Here is a 19,198-nt window from a genome sequence, read left to right on the forward strand (position 1 = left end):
CGGGCCCCGACTGCCGTTCGGGGCCAGGAGAGCGTGGTGGGGCCGGAGAGACTCGAACTCTCACTGGCTAGGACCTAAACCTAGTGCCTCTGCCAATTGGGCTACGGCCCCGCTCGACACAGCCTAGCGCGTGCGGTGATCTTGGCGGGAGGGGAGTTCCCGGACGGGGGCTCGGGGCGCGACACGCGAACCGCTGGTGCGTGGCGGGTTCGGCAGTGCTCTACGGTGTCAGCAGCCAGGTGAACGCGAGGAGGACACGTGGCCCGTGATCCAGACACCATCGAGCGCGACATCGAGCAGGCGCGTGAAGCGCTGGCCGCCACGCTGGACCAACTGAGCGTCAAGGCGGACCCGAAGCGTTTCATCGAGTACGGCAAGTCCAGCCTGCAGCAGAAGCTCAACGACCCGAGGGTGCGCTACGTGCTGATCGGTGTCGGCGCTCTCATCACCGTTGCGGTGGTGCGCAAGCTCTTCCGGTGAATGCCCGTGGGTCTTTTGGGCCGCAGCGGCAGCCGCAGCCCAAAAGGCTCACGGCTCATGCCGCACCGCGTCGCCGAGGCGGATTTCGCCGGGCTTGGTGACGCGCATGATCACACCGAACTTGTTGTCGTGGCGCCCGATCAGGTGGGTTTGCAGGTCCCGCCAGCGCTCGCGGCCGTCGGCGTCCCAGCTGGGCACCGCGCAGCGGATGCACGGCCCGGCGTTGTCCCCGGTCACCGCCAGCTCCACTTCGCCCGCCGTGAGCGTCGTGCCGGGTTCCCAGCCCTCTTCGGCGAAGGCCGGCAGGTCGGCGGTCACGTGCAGGTTCGTGCGGAAGCGGCGCAGGTCGACGTCGGCGCCCAGTTCGTCGGACAGACCGGCGCGGGAGGCTTCGAAGGTGACGAGCACGGTGGGCCCGCGGTCCTGCTGCCCGTCGGCAGCGCGCAGGCTGAGCGGGATGTCCAGCGAGCCGGTGAGGACGTCGGTGAGCTCGGGGTCCGTCCAGGACCAGTCCACACCGTCCGGGCCGCGAAGCGTCGGCGGTTCGGTCGGGTCGGCGACGTCGCCGTAGCTCGCCGCCCAGCCGAGCATCGTCGGGTTCTGCCGGACGGTCAGCACGTTACCGGTTCGGGTGGCGCGCTCGTCGAGCAGCGCGTACGCGCGGTCACCGGCCATTCCGCGGTCGTCGAAGCGGGCCGCGTCGACGCGCTCACCGCGCAGCGACTTCACCGGCCAGCGGCTTAGGTCCGTCACCGATCCGTGCGCCACGCCGACCTCCATCCACCACGTGGCACCACCCTAGCGCCTGGTTTTCCAGGCCGGACTACGCCGACGGTGTGGCGGTGTGCAGCAGTGGCAGCAGGCCTTCGCGGAGGAGCCGGTCGACGAAACCGGTGTCGAGCGGCTCGTCCGTGAGCATCAGGCGGTAGATCAGGCCGGCGCCGGCGAGTTCGACGACCGTGTCGATCGGCGCGTCGGCGCGGATCTCGCCGCGCCGCACGCCGCGTTCGATGATGCGGCGCAGCATGTCCCGCTGCGGCCGCAGGAAGGATTCGCGGAAGGCCGCGGCCAGTTCGGGTTCGTGCGGGAGTTCGCCGACCAGCGCCTGGGCCGCCTTGCCGACCGGGCCGGTGAGGAACGAGGCGAAGCCGCGGAGGAACTCGCCGAGGTCGGCCTCGATGCTGCCCTGGTCGGGTTCCGGGACGCTGCGCTGCACCAGCTGGGTGCAGGTGTCGATGACCAGGTCGAGCTTGGAGTCCCAGCGGCGGTAAATGGTGGCCTTGCCGGCTCGCGCGTGGGCCGCGACGGCGTCCATGGTCAACGCCCGGTAGCCGACCTGGGCGAGCACCTCCATCGCGGCTTGGCGCAGCGCGGCGTCGCGGGTGGCATCCCGCGGGCGACCCCGGCCGGTGGCCGGTTGGTTCGATTCGACGCTGGCCAACGCTGCTTCCTCCTCGCGTGCACTGCTCGCCGTTTTCACGGCCGACATCCTAAGGTGCTGGCCGGATTCGTCCACTGTGCACGCATTCGCGGAGTTGCGCGCGGCATCGACCGGTGTCGGTGCTGCGCGGCCGTTCCGGGCCGGTCACGCGTGGCCGCCGACTCTACGGGTTGCCCCGGCCGAGGTCTTCGGGAAGGTCAATGTCGAACCCTTCCGACACGTCGTCGCACGCCACCAGCGTGACTTTGCGGCCCTTGAGGTAGCCGCGGGCACCGGCGTCCCCGGTGGCCGCCGCGCGGGCTCCGGCCCAGTGGTCGCGCCCCAGCAGCACGGGGTGGCTGCGGACGCCGTCGTGAGCGGCGGCGGCGAGGGCGCTTGGTTTCGCGAGCGCCGCGACGCGCCGCACGGCTTCCGGGCAGATGCCGGGCATGTCCACCGGCAGCACGAGGGCGGCGTCGGCATCGGTCGGCGCGAGCGCGTCGAGCGCGGTGCGCAGCGACGAGCCCATGCCGGTGGCCCAGTCCGGGTTGAACACGACCGTCGCGCCGGTCAGATCAGCGCGTTCGCGGACCTCGTCCGCGGCGGCGCCGACGACCACCACGATCGGCGCGCAGCCGCCTGCGGCGAGCACCTGCGCGGCCCGGTCGACCAGCAACGTCCCGCGGTACTCCACCAGCGCCTTCGGCATCCCGAACCGACGACCGGCACCGGCGGCCAACACGACTCCGGCAACTACCACCACCGCAAAATACCCACTCCGAACAAGAGGCGGAGGAGCGCACCGATCCGAGCTCTCGGCGAGGTGAGGGGCACCCTTGGCCGGCACAGCCGCTTGCACAGCCGCCGGCACAGCCGCTCAAGGGTGCCCTTTTCTCCGTGGCTTGGCGCTGACCTGGGAAAACACTGGTCACGGGTGGTGTGACCGGCGGTTTGGTCATACGCAGTCAAGACGTAGCTGACCTGTAGTTAGTGCGCTGTGTGACGGATTTGGGCCCACGTTTGCCCCACGCCTTTGATCACGGGTTGCCCCACGGCCGCGGCATTGCTCCGCCCGTGCGCGGACGTGTCCAGGTCACAAGAGCTCTTCCCGCGAGAACAAACGCTCCGGCGTGGTGGACCTCTGTCGGAATGGCAGAGGACGTAAGCGTCGACGACCTCTTGGTAGCGACGCGATGCTGGTAGCCGACGGGATGCTACGCGGGCATGAGATGTCGGCGATTCGGTCGCACGTCGGACTGACAGTGCAGCTGCGCCGAGAGCACGTTTGGACTTGAGCGCGGCACCACTTCGGCCGTATCAAGCGGCCGCCTGGACTGGGCCGACGGCAATTGGTGCGATCTTGCGATCTTGGGTGTGACCTTGGCTGAATCGGTTGCGGCGCTGTGCTGGGTATGTGAGATTCGGCGGCCGGTCGGTTGGACGATGAACTGGGGGAGTAGCAGGTGGATCAGATCGCGGTCGATTTCCGCGCTCTGGAGGCTGGTGAACAGGCGCTGCGGCGGGCGGTCGATGAGATCGATATCCAGCTGACCGAGCTGGAAGCCGTGGTGAGCCGGTTACTGGGTTCCTGGTCCGGAGAGGCTGCCGAGGCGTATCAGGCCGCGCAAGAGGAGTGGGATCAAGCCGTGGCCGGGATGCGCGAGAACGTCCGCGAGATGCACCAGCTACTGGTGACCGCGCACGGCAACCAGGCCTCGGCGGTGCGCTCGAACGCCCGGATCTGGAAGGTCTGATGCTGGTGTCGTCTCCCATTCCCCGCCGCCGTTGGCGCCCGCACCCGAGCCCGGGCCTGCAACGCCGGTCGATGTGCGCCCGGAGGACTACCACCGGGTCGCTCAGGAATTCGTCGATGGGCAAGAACGGCGTCATGAGTGTCTACGAGACGCTCACCGGGAGTCTCCGCGGGCTTAGCGGCGCTGCGGGTAACGACGATCCCGCCGAGAAGTTCGCTGAGTCGTACATGCCGGCGGTCCGCAATATTGCCGGTGGGCTTGTGCGCCTGCATGAGCTCTTGGGCGGCATCTCCCGCGGGCTGGTTGAGTCCGCCGAGGCCCACCGCTTGGCCGATGCGAACGCCGCCGGTACTGATCCTGGCGCGGGGTTACCCCCGTTATGGGCGGACAAGTGTCCGGCGGCAACGGAACCACCGTCGATCTTGGGTGACGGCGACACCAACCTGCTGGCTGTGATCTCGGACTGGGTAAACCCGTACTACCCGAACGGGCAAGTCACCAAGATGCACGACGTCGCCGCGGCCTTCGCCGCGGCCCGAGACGGCCTCACCGCCGTCGCAGGCGAGCTGCAGTCCGTAGTGCAGGCGCTGGTCGGCAACAACACCTCTGAAGATCTGGACGCGCTGGATGAGTTCTGGCGACGTGTCGCGGTCAACGACGGTGCCTTGTTAGCGGAATTACCGGCCGCATGTGATGCCGTGGCCAACGCCTGCAGCGAGTACGCCTCGTCGGTCGAGCACATCCGCAACAAGATCGGCGACATCGTCGAGGAAACCAGCCTGGAACTCGCCGCCGTCACCGGCATCGCCTTCGTTGCCTCGCTGCTGACCACGCCTGTCGGTGGCGCGGTGGTGGAGGGCGGTGCGGGTGCGGCCGTGCTGGACGCGGCCGGTGTTCGCATCGCCGCCGTCGCCGCCGAGTTCGTCCTCGCCATCAGCGGCGCGGTCGCGATAGCCGCAGCAGTCGAGGCGACCGCTGCGCTAGCCATGGCCATCAACAACACCCCCGACCCCAATGTCGCCCAGACCACGGCATCGGAGGTGACGAGTCAACTAGGCCGGCAGCAGACGTCCCGGGATCGACGGCACCAGGCGAAGTCCCCACACCCCGTGGCCGTCCCGGCTCGGTGGAGGACCTCACTCCAGAGCAGGCGGCCAACTACAAGGGGTACGTCAAGAAACTGCCCGCCAAGAGTGACCCCGTGCAGATCGAAATCCTGGAAGACGGAGGGGCACGCATGAGCGCGAAGGTGCCTTCGAACAACATCCCCGGCTCCTACGCCGACTATGTCAAGATCATCGACCGCAACGGCAACACCGTCCAGTACGTGAAGAACACTTATGCTCCAGACGGCTCAATCGTCCACAGCAAGGTGAAGTGATGGACCTCGAAACCCGCCGACAGGCCGTCAGCGACCTGGTGCTCCTACGCAAGACCGTGCCCGACGCGATCACTGAGATGCGCAAGTACCCCTGGGACTGCGACGAGGAACTCATCACACTGGGCCCCACCGAGCTCCGCACTGCGATCGAGAAGTTCCTGGCCGGAGCACTATCCGCACAGGAGCTTGAGGACTGGGCTAACGCAGTCGAGGGGCGCGATGATATTGACTTCGCTCCGGAGAAGATGACCGATCTCGTGGCCGAGATTGCCAACCCGATGCTCTTCGAGCCCATCACGCCCGAATCAATGAAGAAACTGGCCGACAGGCTCAGCTCGCTTGGGCCAGACGACTGACGTCCGCAGACGTCCAAGCTGCTCCATCAACCAGCGTCGGCGGATCATCGTGGCGGTACTAGATGCCACCGCTCTCCCCAGGAGAACGTCTATCCGAAACACTTGTGCCGCAACAGGAAACTCGATCCCGTCGGCGGGAGCGGCCCAGATCGCGCGCCGGACGATCTTGCCGTTGCTGCGGTCGGTCTCGACGTGGTGCTCGCTGCCCGGCTTGGCGGGTGGCAAAACGGTGGTGATTGCCGCGAGCAGCGCGGGCTGGTTGCCTTTCACGGTGAGGGCGTAGGCACCACCTCGCTCACAGACGATGTGGGCCGCGACGCGGACACGCCGGACGACTGGAGCGGTATGGTCGGCGCACTCCGGGCCGAGAATGCATCGACCTATGCCTGCCCGGGCAGGCACGGCGAAGCGTGGCGGCATTGGGAGTCGGCTTACGGCATTGCTCGGAAGCTCGGCCCCGGATATCGGCACGTACAAACGAGTTTCGGTCTGCCGGTGATGAAAGCGAACGCGGTCACGCTAGGCGTGGACCTACGGCGCGGCGGAGAAGCGATGCAGGGGGCGGACTTCGATCCGGCGGATATTGCGTCGGTGCCGCGCCGGGCGCGACACATGATCGAGGTCGCCCGCGTGCACGCCTTGCAGGGTGATCAGGCGGCGGTATTTGCGATGCTCGACCAAGCGGAGCGGACCGCGCCGGAAACGGCCCGGTTCAACGGCTAGGCACGCGAGCTGACGCATTCGCTTCTCGACCGTCCGCCGGGTGGCGAGTCATCGGCAGTGCGGTCGCTGGCGGACCGGATCAGGGTCCGCTGGTGGAATCGCGGAACCGTCGGTGCGGCCCGTCCGCAGGCAACGGGCAACCCGGTCGTCGCGGCCGATGCCGCTTCTCGGGGTGGTCGTGGTGCTGGGGGAATTCGGGTCCCGGACCAGGGCGTCCAGGACCGTGAGCGCTTGGAGCTGCTGAAGGCGCCCGCAAGACCCGCTGGGGTTAGTAGTCCACGCGGTCGGTCTTGCCGCGCCAGGCGTCGAAAGCCGCGTTGCGGTTGGCCATCTCCACCTGGTGGACGGGGATCGGGCACTTCGTCTCCGGGTCCTTGAACGCGTCGTAGAAGGCGCGGTCGTCGAAGCCGGCGTCGGCGGCGTCGTCCCGGTCGGCGGCGAACAGCACCCGGTCGACCCGCGCCCACAGCGCCGAGGCCAGGCACATCGGGCACGGCTCGCACGAGGTCACCAGCACGCAGCCGTCCAGCTTGAAGGTGCCCAACGCCCGGCAAGCGTTGCGGATCGCGGTGACTTCGGCGTGCGCGGTCGGGTCGAGGTCGACGGTCACCTTGTTGGTGCCCGTCGCGATGATCTCGCCGTCCCGGACGATCAACGCGCCGAAGGGGCCGCCGCCACTGTCCACATTGGTCGTGGCGAGTTCGATGGCCTTGGCCATCCAGTCCTGCTCGGCGCCCGTCGCGACGTCCACGGACATTGCTTCCTCCTAGGGTCTGCTCAGCAAGCGGCGGTAGCTGCTTGCTGTGTGGGACTCGGCTCGGACCGCCGCGGGGTCTCAGCAGTGCTATGCGGGACGCCCCGCACCCCGAGCCATCTCGCGAGCTACGTGGTGAACTGGCATTCATGATGTCGGGGATCCCACGGCGAGAAGGCGCCTGAGGTTCCTACCCGCACCGCCACGCAAACCACTTTCGAACCCCTCCTATGGGTTTCCGGCAGTTGTTGGGGATGCTGGGGCGGCGGCCCGGCACCGCCGACCAGCGGGTCTGGTCACACGATGTGCTCGGGAGCCACCGGCGTGTGCGGGAGTTCCTTGCCGGTGGCGGCGCGGATGGCGGCCACTACGGCCGGGGTGGTGGAGATCGTCGGCGGCTCGCCGACCCCGCGCTGCCCGTAGACCGCGTTGGGGTCGGCGCGTTCGATGATGTCGATTTCCATCGGCGGCGTGTCGAGGATCGTGGGGATCAGGTAGTCGGTGAAGGAGGGGTTGCGGATGTGCCCGTCCACGACCTTGATCTCCTCCATCACGGCGAGCCCCATGCCCTGAGTGGTGCCGCCCTGGATCTGCCCGATCACCGCGTCCGGGTTGATCGCCTTGCCGACGTCCTGGGAGCAGGCCAGCTGCACGACCTTGACCAGGCCGAGGTCCAGGTCGACGTCGACCACCGCGCGGTGCGCGGAGAACGCGTGCTGCACGTGAACCCGTTCGCTGCGGCCGTTCTCGTCCATCGGGAAGGTCTCCCGGTGGTGGTATTCGCGGGTTTCCTCGATGACGTCGTCGCCGAGCACCTCCACGAGGCCGGCCAGCACGCCGTGGGCCTCCGACACGACCTTGCCGCCCTGCAGGGACAGCAGCGCCGGTTCGACGGCGTAGCGCTCGGCGACCCGCGCGAATAGCGCCTCCCGCACCGCGTCGCAGGCCGCCTTGACGGCACTGCCGGTGATCAGCGTCTGCCGCGAGGCGGAGCTGGAGCCGGCCGGGCCTACGCTGGTGTCGTTCGGGTGGATGGTCACCCGCTCGACGCCGAGTTCGGAGCGCGCGATCTGCTGCTGCACCGTCACCAGGCCCTGCCCGACCTCGGCCGCGGCGGTGTGCACCATGGCCGCCGGCTCCCCGCCGATGACCTGCAACCGCACCCGCGCGGTCGAGAAGTCGTCGGCGCCTTCGGCGTAGCAGATGTTCTTGATCGTCACGCCGTAGCCGACGCCGCGCACCACGCCTTCGCCGTGGGTGGTGTTGGACGCCCCGCCAGGCATGTCCCGGATGTCCACCGGACCGGTGCGCTCGCCGGGCATCGGCAGGGCCCGCACGCGCTCCAGCAGTTCGGCCACCGGAGCCGGGAAGTCCAGCACCTGGCCGGTCGGGATCGAGTCGCCCTGCTCGATCGCGTTGGCGATGCGCAGGTCGACCGGGTCCACGTTCAGCGCGGCGGCGAGCTTGTCCATCTGGGACTCGTACGCGAAAGTCGGCTGCACGGCACCGAGCCCGCGCATCGCGCCGCACGGCGGGTTGTTCGTGTAGAGGCCCCAACCCTCGATTTCGACGTTCGGCACCTTGTACGGCCCGGCGCCGAGCGTGGTGCCGTTGCCGACCACGACCGGCGTCTTCGACGCGTACGCGCCGCCGTCGAAGTACTGCCGCGCCTTGACGTACACGAGCTTGCCGTCGCGCGTCGCGCCGTGCTCGTAGTACATCTTGGCCGGGTGCCGGTGCACGTGGCCGTAGAACGACTCCTCGCGGTTGTAGACCATCTTGACCGGTTTGCCCAAGCGCAGCGCCAGCATGCAAACGTGCACCTGGATGGACAGGTCTTCCCGGCCGCCGAACGCGCCGCCGACGCCGGACATGGTCATCCGCACCTTCTCTGGCGGCAGGCCGAGCGCCCGCGCGGTCTGCCGGAGGTCGGAGTGCAGGTCCTGGGTCGCCAGGTACAGGTCGACGCCGCCGTCCTCGGCGGGGATCGCCAGCCCCGACTCGGGACCCAGGAACGCCTGGTCCTGCATCCCGACGGTGTACACCCCGGAGACCACGACCTCGGCCGTCGCGTTCGGGTCGCACTTGACGATCTTCTGGTGCCGCACGACGTTGCCGTCCGGGTGCAGCTTCGGCAGCGTCTCGTCGTGCGCGACCCGCTCGGCGTCGAGCACCGGCTCCAGCACCTCGTAGTCGACGACGATCTTCTCCAGCGCGCGCCGAGCCGCCTCCGGGTGGTCGGCCGCGACCAGCGCGACGGCCTCGCCCTTGTAGCGCACCACATCGGCGGCCAGCACCGGCTGGTCGGCGTACTTCAGGCCGAAGCAGTTGTCGCCGGGCACGTCATCGGCGGTGAGCACGGTCTGCACCCCGGCCATCGCCATTGCCGGCCCGATGTCGATCGAGCGGATCCGGGCGTACGGGTGCGGGCTGCGCAGCGTCGCGCCCCACAGCATGTCCTCGGCCCACAGGTCCGAGGAGTAGGCGAACTCGCCGCGCACCTTGATCGCGCCGTCCGGGCGCAGCGGGGATTCGCCGATGCCGCCGCCGATGGCGTCGTTGAGCTCCTGCGGACTGCGAGCAGGCGCGTGGCTGCTCATGCGTACGCCTTCCCCTGTGTCGACTTCCGCTGGGCGGCGAGCCGAACGGCATCCATGATCTTCTCGTAGCCGGTGCAGCGGCACAGGTTCCCGGCCAGCGACTCGCGGATCTCCGCGTCGGACGGATTCGGCTTGCGCTCCAACAGGTCGTGCGTCTGCACGACCAGGCCCGGCGTGCAGAAGCCGCACTGCACGGCACCGGCCTCGACGAACGCCTCCTGCACCTCGTCGAGCTTCTCGCCGTCGGCGAGGCCCTCCACGGTGCGCACCTCGCGGCCCTCGGCCTGCCCCGCGGCCACCAGGCACGAGCAGGCCGGCACGCCGTCGAGGTAGACCGTGCAGGAACCGCATTCGCCCTGCTCGCAAGCGTTCTTCGAACCCGCGAGGCCCAGCCGCTCGCGCAGCACGTACAGCAGGCTCTCGCCCTCCCACACGTCGTCGGCCTCGTGCGGCTGTCCGTTGACGGTGAACTTCAGGCGCATTCCTGCCTCCCGGAACAGTGGTCGTGCCAGACCCAGGACAGGGTCCGGCGAGCCATCACGGCCAGCGCGTGGCGGCGGTAGCCGGCGGTGCCGCGCACGTCGTCGATCGGCGACGCGGCCTGCGCGACCAGCTCGCCGAAGCGGCGGGCCACCGAGTCCTCCAACGGCCGCCGTTGCTCCCAGTCGAGCTCGGCGCTCAGGAACTCCTCTGCGGCCCGCGCGCGCAGCGGCGTCGGCGCGGCCGAGCCGATCCCGGTGCCGACCTGCCTGCGGTCGGGGTGCAGCGAGATCGCGAAGGTGCACACCGCGATGACCATCGCGTTGCGGGTGCCGACCTTGGAGAACTGCTGCGGGCCGGTCGCCGGGGCGATGTGCACGGCGGCGATCAGCTCGTCCTCGGCCAGCGCGTTGCGCTTTACGCCGGTGAAGAACTCGGTCGCCGGGATCAGCCGCTTGCCGCGCACCGAGTCGACCTCGATCAGCGCGTCGGAGGCCAGCAGCGGCGGGTGACCGTCGCCGGCGGGGGAGGCGGAGCCGAGGTTGCCGCCGAGCGTGCCGAAGTTGCGGATCTGCGGCGAGCCGACGGTGCGGCTGGCGATCGCCAGGCCCGGCACCCGGTCGCCGAGCTCGTTGATCAGCCGGGTGTAGGGCAGGCCCGCGCCGATGCGCAGCGTCCCGTCCGCCTCTGACCAGCCGGTCAGCTTGGGGACGCCGGTGAGGTCGAGCAGCGTGCTGGGGCGGCGGTGGCCGAAGTTGATCTCGACCATCACGTCGGTGCCGCCGGCGATCGGCGTCGCATCCGGATGCGCGACTTTGGCTTCGAGAGCCTCCCGCCACGAGGCGGGGCGGAGGAATTCCACGGTTGCACTCCTTGTCACGGCCGTCTGAATTGATGTGAGTCAGTACACAACCGGGGCTGTCCGACCGCTAGCGGTGGAAGGCCCGAAAAAGTCTTCCGGTAGCCGGACCGGAGTTGTATATTTCTCCAAATTCGGGGGCTGCCCGCTCGCCGACGGGGCTGGGCCAGCGGCGGCTGGCGGTCGGCGTCAGCGACATCAGCCCGGCGACGGCGCTGCGCGGAGCGCTTGAGGAGGCGGGCTACGCGCGTCGGCTCGCGCAGCAGCGCCGGGGGCGCGCCGAGGTCGTGGTGGCGGCGGAGCTCGCCTCGCACGAGGTGCAGCTGGCGTCGGCGCCCGACGAGCTGCGCCGCTCCTACCGGCAGCGGCTGCTCGCGGACCTGATCGAGTACGACTCGGCGCACAACTCGGACCTGCTGCGAACCCTGCGGGTCTTCCTCGACTGCTCCGGCTCGTGGTCGCGCTGCGCCAAGCGGCTCCACGTGCACGCGAACACGCTGCGCTACCGGATCCAGCGGATCGAGGAGATCACGGGGCGAGCCCTCGCCGAGTTTCCGTCCCGAGTGGACTTCTACCTCGCCCTCGAACTGTACCGCGAACCCGCCGGCTAGCGGATCGATCCGCTCTGAACGGACGCTCCTCCAGGTGAGTGCGTTGTGCCGCTATGGCACCCGACGCAACTCATGGTCTAGACCAGGGGAAACTTGTGCCCGCGGAGCTCCCGCTCCCAGGTGGCCCGCCGATCACGGGAAGTCGGAATCCGGCCACGCAACGCGACGACCTCGGCGAGGTCCCGTGGGGGTGCTCACACTGGGGTCCGCTGTCCGGGGGAAGAGGTGGGCGCAGTTCGAAATCCGCAAGTGAGCGCGGTACTGTGCTTGGTCGCAGTTGCGCTTTAAGAGCGCATGCCCCTGGCGGGACGAACCCGGGGAAAACCCAACCCCACCAGCCGAGACGGAGGTACCGGGATTGACCGATCTGTCCGCCGCCACCGGTGTGACGGACCGCCCGAGCGGCACCGCGCAGCAGACCGAATCGGCCGCGCCGGACCCGATTCTGCAGTTCCTCGACCGGCAGCAACCCGAAACCCCCTGCCTGGTCATGGATCTGGCCCAGGTCCGCGACCGCTACCGGCAGTTGCGAACCGCCCTGCCGGACGCCCGGATCTGCTACGCGGTCAAGGCCAATCCCACCCCCGAAGTGGTCGGTGAACTGGTTGCCCTGGGGGCGTCCTTCGACGTCGCCAGCCCCGGCGAGATCGACCTGTGCCTGGCCAAGGGCGCGGCGCCGGAATCGATCTCCTACGGCAACACCATCAAGAAGCGCCGCGACATCGCCCGCGCCTACGAGCAGGGCGTCCGCCTGTTCGTCACCGACAGCGCCGCGGACCTGATCAACATCGCCGAGGTCGCGCCGGGCTCACAGGTGTTCTGCCGGGTCCTCGTGGACAACAAGGGATCCCGCACCCCGTTCGGCCGCAAGTTCGGCTGCCCGCCGGAGACCGCCGCGCAACTGCTGCGGCGCGCGCAGGAACTCGGCCTGGACGCCTACGGCGTGTCGTTCCATATTGGATCGCAGCAGCTGGAACCCGTCGCGTGGGAGCACGGGATCAGCGCCGCCCGGCGAGTTTTCGAGGACTGCGCCGCGCACGGCGTGCGGCTGCGGATGGTGAACCTCGGTGGCGGATTGCCCGCCGGCTACACCGAAGCCGCCCCCCCGCTGGCCGACTACGTGCGCCGCATCGAGGAATCGCTGGACCGCAACTTCGGCGCCCAGCGGCCGGAACTGCTCATCGAGCCGGGGCGCTTCATCGTCGGTGACGCGGGCGTGCTGCGCAGCGAGGTCGTGCTCGTCTCGGACTCCAGCGACGGCGAACGCAGCTGGGTCTACCTGGACATCGGCCGCTACAACGGGCTCGCCGAAACCGAAGGCGAAGCCATCACCTACCGGTTGCGCACCTCGCGCGACGGCGACCCGCTCGGCCCGGTCGTGCTGGCCGGGCCGACCTGCGACGGCGACGACGTGCTCTACCAGCGCACCCGGTACGAGCTGCCGCGAACGCTGCGCGGCGGCGACTGGGTCGACCTGCTCAGCGCCGGCGCGTACACCGCCAGCTATTCATCCGTGGGCTTCAACGGATTCACCCCGCTGCCCACGTACTGCGTCGACGGCGACGAGCAGCCGTGATCGCCTCGGCGACTTCGAGGAGCCGACACCGAAGCAGTGCCGACTTGGTACTGGAATTCTGCGAAATGATGGGAGGTCGATAGATGTCCGTTGACACCGGAACGCCGCCGGTCGGGTTGTTCACCGGCCAGCATGTCCTAGCCGAGCTGGAGGGCGTTGATCCGGAACTGCTCGACGACGAGCAGTTCCTGCGTGACACCCTGCACAACGCGCTGAGCCAGTCGCACGCCACCGTGTGTCAGATGATCGCCAAGCGGTTCGAGCCGCAAGGTGTCACCGTGTTGGCGTTGCTGTCGGAGTCCCACGCTTCGCTGCACACGTATCCGGAGGACGGCTCGATCTTCATCGACGTCTTCACCTGCGGGCACACCGCCCAACCGGAGCGCGCGGTACAACTGCTCGCCGAGGCGCTGAAGCCGGCCTCGCAGAACGTCCAGACCATTCAACGCGGCCACGACTACGCAAACCTCGCCTCGTGAATTCGCCTTACCTGGCAACGTGAATCAAGGAGGAGCATCGTTGATCGAACTCGACGGGCACCGGTGGATCAAGGAACCGATGGGCGCGGACCTGCAGCGCCTGTGGCGGGTCGACGAGGTGCTGTGGGAGGGCGACACCGCCTACCAGCACGTGGTCATCGGCCGCACCGGGCAGGGCGTCTCGCTGTTCTGCGACGACGACCGGCAGAGCACCGAGTTCTCCCAGCTGGTCTACCACGAGGCGATGATGGTGCCGGCGTTCCTGCTCGCCGCGCGGGTCGAGCGGGTGCTGATCATCGGTTCCAGCGAGGGCGTCGCCAGCCAGATGGCGGTCGCGGCCGGGGCCAGCCGGGTCGACCACGTGGACATCGACGAGCAGTGCGTGCGCGTCTGCGCCGAGCACCTGCCGTACGGCTACAGCACCGAGGAGCTCGCCCGCGTCGAGCGGGGTGACGGTCCGATCAAGCTGCACTACGCCGACGGGTGGGGCTTCCTCGACCAGGCGCCGCCGGAGGGCTACGACATCGTGGTCGTCGACCTGCCCGACGAGCGGGCCGACGACGCCGACGGCCAGCACAACCGGCTGTACGGCCTGGAGTTCATCCAGCGCTGCCAGGCGGTGCTAGCGGCTGGTGGCGTGGTCGCGTTCCAAGCGGGTTGCCCGACGGTGTGGCGCAACGAGACGCTGATCCGCTCCTACAACCGGTTCCGGTCGGTGTTCGACACGGTCGCCTACTTCGGCTCGGACGAGCACGAGTGGGCGTTCCTGTTCGGCCGGGTCGAGCAGATCGACGACCCGACCAACGTGATGCTCGAGGCGTTCTCGAAGTCGGCCTACCAGCCGGAGACGATCGACGAGGCCAGCATCATCGGCTGCACGGTCCCCCCGTACTCCGTCCGAAACCAGGCCTGAACCTTCCGCAACGCGGAACCCCGGTTCCAGAGTGAGCGATTTCAATGGAAATTGGAGCTCTGATTTCAATGGAAATCGGAGCGCTGATTTCCATTGAGCCCTTTTCTCCCTGGTCGATCCGCAGCCGCAGCGCTAGAAGCCCCGTGGTGCGGGGCTGCCGCAAGCGGCGTAGCCGCCTTGGCCCACTCTCGCGGCTTGCGCCGCCGCTGAGGTTCCGCCATCCGCACCGCAACGCAAGAAGCGGCCGGAAAACGCTCAGAGCCTGTCGGCGAATGCCGTCCGCGCCTTGGAAGCGGCGTAGCCGCTTGCATTCACTTGCCAAGGCGACCATCGGCGGGTTCTGAGCGGTTTTCTGGCGAGGATGGCCCCTCCGCCGCGTATTGGACATACATCAGGAGGGGCGCCCGCAGTCCAGGGACCCGCTCAGGTTCCGCTAAGCGACCACCCACCCAGACCATCCACCTACAGGCTCTCAGCTCAGCGAAATCGCGCCGCCTAGAGGGAGCCGAGGTAGGGGTGGCGGGCCGGGTCGCCGTCGCGGGGGACGAACCACTGGTCGAAGGCCAGGCCCCGGGCGCGCAGCTCGTCCTCGACCTTGGTGATCTGCTCCACCACCTCCGGCTCGGCGTCGGCGGTCAGCGGCAGGTCCACCTCGTACAGCTCCTCGTGCTCGGTGTCGCCGAAGGCCCGCCCGGCGAACCCGGCGAACACCGGCTCGCTCTCTTCCCAGCTCATCAGCTCAGCGGCCTCCAGCACCACGCGCGCCTCGTTGATGATCAGCCGCAACGCCAGCGCCTCGGCCACCGTGCGCGGCGGCGTCCAGGACGACTCGGTAAGCCGCACCGCGACGGCCGCCGACGACAGCACGAAGCCGCGGGCGAAGAACGCGTCGTAGCGGTGGTCGTAGCAGGGCGGGAGCTCCTCCAACACCAGCAGCCCGACCGCGTCGGCCACCGTCGCGTTGTTCACCGCCAGAGCCAGCTCGTCGTAGAAGATCTCGTCGGTGACCACCCGCACCGCATGGATGAGCGCCCCGGCGGGCAGGACGTGCGCATCCGGCTCGACGCCGAACGCGCTCGCCTCGAACCCTCGCAGCTGCGGAGCCAGCTCGGTGAGCCGGGCGCGCCAGTGCTCGGCGTCCATCGCGGGCTCAGCGGAGGTCTCCAACGCCTCCTCGACCGCGGCCTCCAGCTCCTCGTTGACGTCGTCGACCGCGGCCAGCCGCTGGTTGAACTCGTCCTCGGTGATCTGCACCTCCGAGTGCGACACCGACCAGCCGCCGAGCACCTCGCTCTCGCGGATCAGCTCGTCGAGCACCGATGCGGCGGCGTCCTCGGCCGCCAGCAGCGACGGCGCGTCGAGCGCGAGAACCACGTTCGCGCCGGTCGGGTGCACCGTGATGCGGTAGTCCAGGACGTCTATGTCGGCGTCCCCAGGGCCCGAGACCCCCTCGACCAGCGCGAGGTGGCGGTCGAGCACGGCCGCGATCCCCTCCTGCTGCAGCGCGTCGAGCCCAACGACCTCGGCCGGCGGCTCGAGCTCGGCTGTCACCGCGTAATCCACCGCGTCTCGCCTTCTCCTCGACGGTTGGTCGGCATGGTACGTCGTCGAACTGGCCAAGACCCGTCAAGCGTTCGGGGCCCCCCGCATCGGCCATGATGAACCACGTGACAACGACTGTGGCCGTATTCGGCAGCTGCAACATGGACTTGGTGGCCTACGTCGGAACGGCGCCGAAGCGGGGCGAGACGGTGCTCGGGCGGGAGTTTCACACGGTGCCCGGCGGCAAGGGCGCCAACCAGGCGATCGCCGCCGCCAAGGCGGGCGCGGCGGTGCGCATGATCGGCGCGGTGGGCGAGGACGACTTCGGCACCCAGATCCGCGAGACCCTGCGTAGGTCCACTGTGGATGTGATGGGCCTGCGGACGGTGCCGGGGCGCAGCGGCACCGCGCACATCGTGGTGGACGACGAAGGCGGCAACTCGATCGTCGCGGTGCCGGGTGCGAACGAGACGGTCGACGGACTCGTCGACGGCGACGAAGAACTGATCGCCGGATCGCGGAGTTTGCTGCTGCAGCTGGAAATTCCGCTCGCCGGCGTGGCCGCGGCTGCGGTGGCGGGACGGCGCAACGGGGTGCGCGTGGTGCTCACCCCGGCCCCGGCGGTGCCACTGCCCGCCGACGTCCTTTCGAATGTGGATCTGCTGGTGCCGAACGAACACGAGGCGGCGATCCTGGCGGGCGACGACGACCCGCACCGCGCGCTGGCAGCGCTGCTCCAACTGGTCCCCGAGGTGGTGATCACCCTCGGGGACCGCGGCTCGTTGTACGGCAACCGCGACGGCGTTCGCGTGGAGGTGCCCAGCTTCCCGGTGGACGCCGTGGACACGACGGCCGCGGGCGACACCTTCCTCGGCGTGCTGAGCACGGCGATGGGCGAAGGCGCCGGGGTGCCCGAGGCGCTGCGGCTGGCCTCCGCTGGAGCGGCCGTGTCGGTGCAGCGCAGTGGGGCCAGCAGCTCGATGCCGACTCGTCAGGAAATCACGGATTTCTTGGCGACGAGATAAGGGATTCACCCCGGCCAATTACTGCTGGTCCACAACCGCACTACGAGGAGTCATTGCGCGAGTTTCACGGGCGGCCGGATTTGCCTCGGGTTCGAACCGGCCGCCCGTGTCCGGTGCTCACTGAGCGTTGTCGTAAGCCTCTACGACCTCGGCCGGAATGCGACCCCGGTCGGAAACCTGCATCCCCTGATTCCGGGCCCATTCCCGAATGGCCTGGTTGCGTTCGCGGTCGGCCGCGGTCGGCGTCGCCGAGGGCTTGTCGGCCTTGGCGACGGCGCGCTTGCGGCCACCGGTCTTGCGCGCGCTGGCCACGAAAGACGCCAGTGAGTCGCGGAGTTTGACGGCATTATCGGAGGACAGGTCAATTGAGTAGCTCACCCCGTCCAAGGCGAACTCCACGGTGCTGTCGGCTGGTGTGCCGTCGACGTCGTCGACGAGCTGAACGGTGACTTTCTGCGCCACGGTAACCCTCGATTCCGGCTCGATTCCCCGTCTTCTCCGCACCGCCGGTGCAGAGAAGAGCGAGCGAACAATAAACGATCGCTCCAAGAATGATCCAGCCGCCACCGGAATTTTCTGTGATGTGCGCTGGATTACTTTCCCGGATTGCCCCGCAGCGGTTACTGTCCGTTGGTGGCCACTGATCGTCGCCGTGCGCGGGCGGTACGTGACCCGCCCGGCGGTTATCGGCTGGGCATCGAGCTGTTCTATGGTTGAGTACGAGACAACGGCGCTGCCGCGTGCTACAACGTGGTCAAGGCTCGCAGTAGTCTTACCTGCAAGTGTCGCGGATCGAGGCGGGGCACGTTCCCGAGACAGGTGATCATGGCCGAGCGGATTCAGGTCGAACTCGTCGATGACATCGACGGGTCCCTAGCCAACCACACCGTCACCTTCGCGCTGGATGGTGTGACGTATGAAATCGACCTGAACGACGAGCACGCCCAAAGACTCCGGGCCGTCCTCGACCGCTACATCAAGGCCGCGCGCGCCCCGAAGCCCGAGCCGGCGCGCAGTACGCGCCAGCAGGAGCGCGAGGAGGAGCAGGTCCGGCAGGTCAACAAGCAGTTGACCGAGCAGATCCGCGGCGCCGCGCAGCGCACCCGCGAGCACCTCAGCAAGAAGGCCGCCGAGCCGGTCAAGCCGGAGCCGGTCAAGCCGGAGCCGGTCAAGCAGCCCGAGCCCGTCGAGGAAACGCTGTTCAACACGACTCCGGCCGAAGAGCCGAAGCCGGGAGCGGCCCGCGTCCCGGCGGTTTCGATGCCGCAGTTCTCTTCCGCAGTCGACTGAGATTCGGTCGTTTGGCCCGAATTCTGCGATGGCCGTCGGATGCGTGCCCGCGAAAAGGCACGTGCTGGGCCGTCATTCACGAGCTGACGACGGAGAGCTGGCGCCGGAGCAACGGGGAGCTGAACGGCTTCCACCGGCAGGGACCGCGGTCTCCCCGAATCCCGGCCGATGCCGGAATGATCACGGATGTGGACACGTCGTGTCCGCCCAAATGCGGTGCACGCGACGATCACCCCCTTACCCGCGGAAGGCGGGAGGCGCGCGTGGCAGTGAGGTTCGGTAGTGCATGCCGGTGGTGCTGGTCATGGCGATCGCGGCGACCGGCTGCGCCCCGCTGGTCGACATCGAGCAGGCCGACGCCCAGGTGCGCTCCTCCGTGCAGGCCGCAGATCCGATCGTCCATGTTGGACGCAGATGCCGGCGATGTCGCGGAAGCTGTCCGGGGCGTCAGCTTCGGCGTCGCGCCCGGCGAGACCCTCGCCGTGGTCGGCGAGTCCGGCTCCGGCAAGAGCGTCATCGCGATGTCCGCGCTCGGGCTGCTCGACGTCGTCGCGATCCCGTGCGTCCCGCAGCACGCGTACACGCAACGGATCCTGGCGACGGCCCCATGCCGGACCCGCTCCGTCAGCGCGCGAGATGACTTGCGTCCTAGGCCCGTGGCCCGAACGACGCGAAACCGCACCGGGCCCCTCGGCGCGGGCGCGGTGCGGGTGTGACTCAGTTCAGTCTTCGGCGCGGTGTCGGCGGGCCCTGCCGCGGGCCCCGGAGCCGGTGCGCGCGGACTTCTTGGCTTCGGTTTTCGGCCGTTCGACCCGATCCGCCAGCGAAGCGGCGAACTCCGGCGGGGCGCTGGGTCCCCAGTTCCGGTCTTCCGGGTCCATCAGAGTCTTTCGCAGCTCGGTATAGATCGGTGTGGAGTCCACTGCTACCCCCGTCCTGGCGATCGTCTGGGAGG

The 19,198-nt window shown here is 68.8% G+C and carries 22 protein-coding genes, 1 tRNA gene and 1 pseudogene; 13 read left to right on the forward strand and 11 right to left on the reverse strand.

Translation table 11 applies throughout. The features are described 5' to 3' along the window. Positions 1-34: 34 nt before the first annotated feature. Positions 35-111: transfer RNA gene (locus FDZ84_RS17875), tRNA-Leu, on the reverse strand. A gap of 147 nt (positions 112-258) precedes the next feature. Here FDZ84_RS17875 and FDZ84_RS17880 point away from each other — a divergent pair. Further along, the gene (locus FDZ84_RS17880; protein ID WP_168586848.1) at positions 259-480 is read left to right on the forward strand and encodes a DUF3618 domain-containing protein; all 222 of its coding nucleotides are present in this window, start codon (positions 259-261) and stop codon (positions 478-480) included. 48 nt (positions 481-528) lie between these two features. On the opposite strand, the gene FDZ84_RS17885 is transcribed toward FDZ84_RS17880, so the two are convergent. From FDZ84_RS17885 to FDZ84_RS17895, 3 genes are all read right to left on the reverse strand, one after another. After that, positions 529-1,248 carry an MOSC domain-containing protein gene (locus tag FDZ84_RS17885; protein WP_168586849.1) on the reverse strand — a complete coding sequence of 240 codons (720 nt, stop codon included), beginning with the start codon at positions 1,246-1,248 and terminating at the stop codon, positions 529-531. 55 nt (positions 1,249-1,303) lie between these two features. Next, positions 1,304-1,969: a TetR/AcrR family transcriptional regulator gene (locus FDZ84_RS17890; protein ID WP_246869075.1), complete on the reverse strand. Its 666-nt coding sequence runs from the start codon at positions 1,967-1,969 to the stop codon at positions 1,304-1,306. A gap of 115 nt (positions 1,970-2,084) precedes the next feature. Then, positions 2,085-2,660, reverse strand: coding sequence for an NTP transferase domain-containing protein (locus FDZ84_RS17895; RefSeq protein ID WP_246869189.1), 576 nt, complete (start codon positions 2,658-2,660; stop codon positions 2,085-2,087). 703 nt (positions 2,661-3,363) lie between these two features. Here FDZ84_RS17895 and FDZ84_RS17900 point away from each other — a divergent pair. From FDZ84_RS17900 to FDZ84_RS17920, 5 genes are all read left to right on the forward strand, one after another. Next, a complete protein-coding gene (locus FDZ84_RS17900) occupies positions 3,364-3,654 on the forward strand; it encodes a WXG100 family type VII secretion target (RefSeq protein ID WP_246869076.1) in 291 nt (96 codons plus the stop codon). A gap of 116 nt (positions 3,655-3,770) precedes the next feature. Further along, positions 3,771-4,895, forward strand: coding sequence for a hypothetical protein (locus tag FDZ84_RS17905; RefSeq protein WP_168586851.1), 1,125 nt, complete (start codon positions 3,771-3,773; stop codon positions 4,893-4,895). Next, the gene (locus FDZ84_RS37830; RefSeq protein WP_210435602.1) at positions 4,892-5,035 is read left to right on the forward strand and encodes a hypothetical protein; all 144 of its coding nucleotides are present in this window, start codon (positions 4,892-4,894) and stop codon (positions 5,033-5,035) included. The genes FDZ84_RS17905 and FDZ84_RS37830 overlap by 4 nt, the downstream gene beginning before the upstream one ends. After that, on the forward strand, positions 5,035-5,391 hold the full coding sequence (locus FDZ84_RS17915) for a hypothetical protein (RefSeq protein WP_168586853.1): 357 nt from the start codon (positions 5,035-5,037) through the stop codon (positions 5,389-5,391). Before FDZ84_RS37830 ends, FDZ84_RS17915 begins: the two co-directional genes overlap by 1 nt. Positions 5,392-5,493: 102 nt before the next feature. Continuing rightward, positions 5,494-6,114 (forward strand): hypothetical protein, encoded by a 621-nt coding sequence (locus FDZ84_RS17920; protein WP_168586854.1) that lies wholly within the window; start codon positions 5,494-5,496, stop codon positions 6,112-6,114. A gap of 268 nt (positions 6,115-6,382) precedes the next feature. On the opposite strand, the gene FDZ84_RS17925 is transcribed toward FDZ84_RS17920, so the two are convergent. The 4 genes from FDZ84_RS17925 to FDZ84_RS17940 form a co-directional block, all read right to left on the reverse strand. Further along, entirely contained in the window at positions 6,383-6,871 is a 489-nt protein-coding gene (locus tag FDZ84_RS17925; protein WP_168586855.1) for a nucleoside deaminase, read from the reverse strand. 293 nt (positions 6,872-7,164) lie between these two features. Beyond that, complete coding sequence (pucD, locus tag FDZ84_RS17930) at positions 7,165-9,468, reverse strand: xanthine dehydrogenase subunit D (protein ID WP_168586856.1); 2,304 nt, start codon at positions 9,466-9,468, stop codon at positions 7,165-7,167. Beyond that, positions 9,465-9,950, reverse strand: a complete 486-nt coding sequence (locus tag FDZ84_RS17935) for a (2Fe-2S)-binding protein (protein WP_168586857.1) — start codon at positions 9,948-9,950, stop codon at positions 9,465-9,467. The genes pucD and FDZ84_RS17935 overlap by 4 nt, the downstream gene beginning before the upstream one ends. Continuing rightward, a complete protein-coding gene (locus FDZ84_RS17940; RefSeq protein WP_168586858.1) occupies positions 9,941-10,810 on the reverse strand; it encodes a xanthine dehydrogenase family protein subunit M in 870 nt (289 codons plus the stop codon). The genes FDZ84_RS17935 and FDZ84_RS17940 overlap by 10 nt, the downstream gene beginning before the upstream one ends. Before the next feature lie 113 nt (positions 10,811-10,923). Between FDZ84_RS17940 and FDZ84_RS17945 the strand changes: the two genes are divergently transcribed. From FDZ84_RS17945 to FDZ84_RS17960, 4 genes are all read left to right on the forward strand, one after another. Then, entirely contained in the window at positions 10,924-11,418 is a 495-nt protein-coding gene (locus FDZ84_RS17945) for a CdaR family transcriptional regulator (protein ID WP_246869077.1), read from the forward strand. A gap of 358 nt (positions 11,419-11,776) precedes the next feature. After that, on the forward strand, positions 11,777-12,994 hold the full coding sequence (locus tag FDZ84_RS17950; protein ID WP_168586859.1) for a type III PLP-dependent enzyme: 1,218 nt from the start codon (positions 11,777-11,779) through the stop codon (positions 12,992-12,994). 83 nt (positions 12,995-13,077) lie between these two features. Next, entirely contained in the window at positions 13,078-13,473 is a 396-nt protein-coding gene (speD, locus tag FDZ84_RS17955; RefSeq protein WP_168586860.1) for an adenosylmethionine decarboxylase, read from the forward strand. Positions 13,474-13,513: 40 nt separating this feature from the next. Next, positions 13,514-14,386: a spermidine synthase gene (locus FDZ84_RS17960; protein ID WP_168586861.1), complete on the forward strand. Its 873-nt coding sequence runs from the start codon at positions 13,514-13,516 to the stop codon at positions 14,384-14,386. A 495-nt stretch (positions 14,387-14,881) separates the two neighbouring features. Here the strand turns inward: FDZ84_RS17960 and FDZ84_RS17965 are convergent, their stop codons facing one another. Beyond that, positions 14,882-15,937, reverse strand: a complete 1,056-nt coding sequence (locus FDZ84_RS17965) for a hypothetical protein (RefSeq protein WP_246869078.1) — start codon at positions 15,935-15,937, stop codon at positions 14,882-14,884. Between the two features lie 116 nt (positions 15,938-16,053). Here FDZ84_RS17965 and rbsK point away from each other — a divergent pair, with 116 nt between their 5' ends. Next, a complete protein-coding gene (gene rbsK / locus FDZ84_RS17970) occupies positions 16,054-16,953 on the forward strand; it encodes a ribokinase (RefSeq protein WP_168586863.1) in 900 nt (299 codons plus the stop codon). A gap of 117 nt (positions 16,954-17,070) precedes the next feature. Here rbsK and FDZ84_RS17975 read toward each other — a convergent pair whose 3' ends face one another. Continuing rightward, positions 17,071-17,415 carry an Lsr2 family protein gene (locus FDZ84_RS17975; protein ID WP_168586864.1) on the reverse strand — a complete coding sequence of 115 codons (345 nt, stop codon included), beginning with the start codon at positions 17,413-17,415 and terminating at the stop codon, positions 17,071-17,073. 363 nt (positions 17,416-17,778) lie between these two features. Here FDZ84_RS17975 and FDZ84_RS17980 point away from each other — a divergent pair, with 363 nt between their 5' ends. Together FDZ84_RS17980 and FDZ84_RS17985 are read left to right on the forward strand one after the other, a co-directional pair. Beyond that, on the forward strand, positions 17,779-18,243 hold the full coding sequence (locus FDZ84_RS17980; RefSeq protein ID WP_168586865.1) for an Lsr2 family protein: 465 nt from the start codon (positions 17,779-17,781) through the stop codon (positions 18,241-18,243). A gap of 401 nt (positions 18,244-18,644) precedes the next feature. After that, a pseudogene (locus FDZ84_RS17985) lies at positions 18,645-18,785 on the forward strand (ATP-binding cassette domain-containing protein); the annotation flags it as partial. A 180-nt stretch (positions 18,786-18,965) separates the two neighbouring features. Here FDZ84_RS17985 and FDZ84_RS17990 read toward each other — a convergent pair. Next, positions 18,966-19,166, reverse strand: a complete 201-nt coding sequence (locus FDZ84_RS17990) for a hypothetical protein (protein ID WP_168586866.1) — start codon at positions 19,164-19,166, stop codon at positions 18,966-18,968. Between the last annotated feature and the right edge of the window lie 32 nt (positions 19,167-19,198).

Source organism: Saccharopolyspora sp. ASAGF58 (assembly GCF_012277335.1).
GTDB lineage: Bacteria > Actinomycetota > Actinomycetes > Mycobacteriales > Pseudonocardiaceae > Saccharopolyspora > Saccharopolyspora hattusasensis.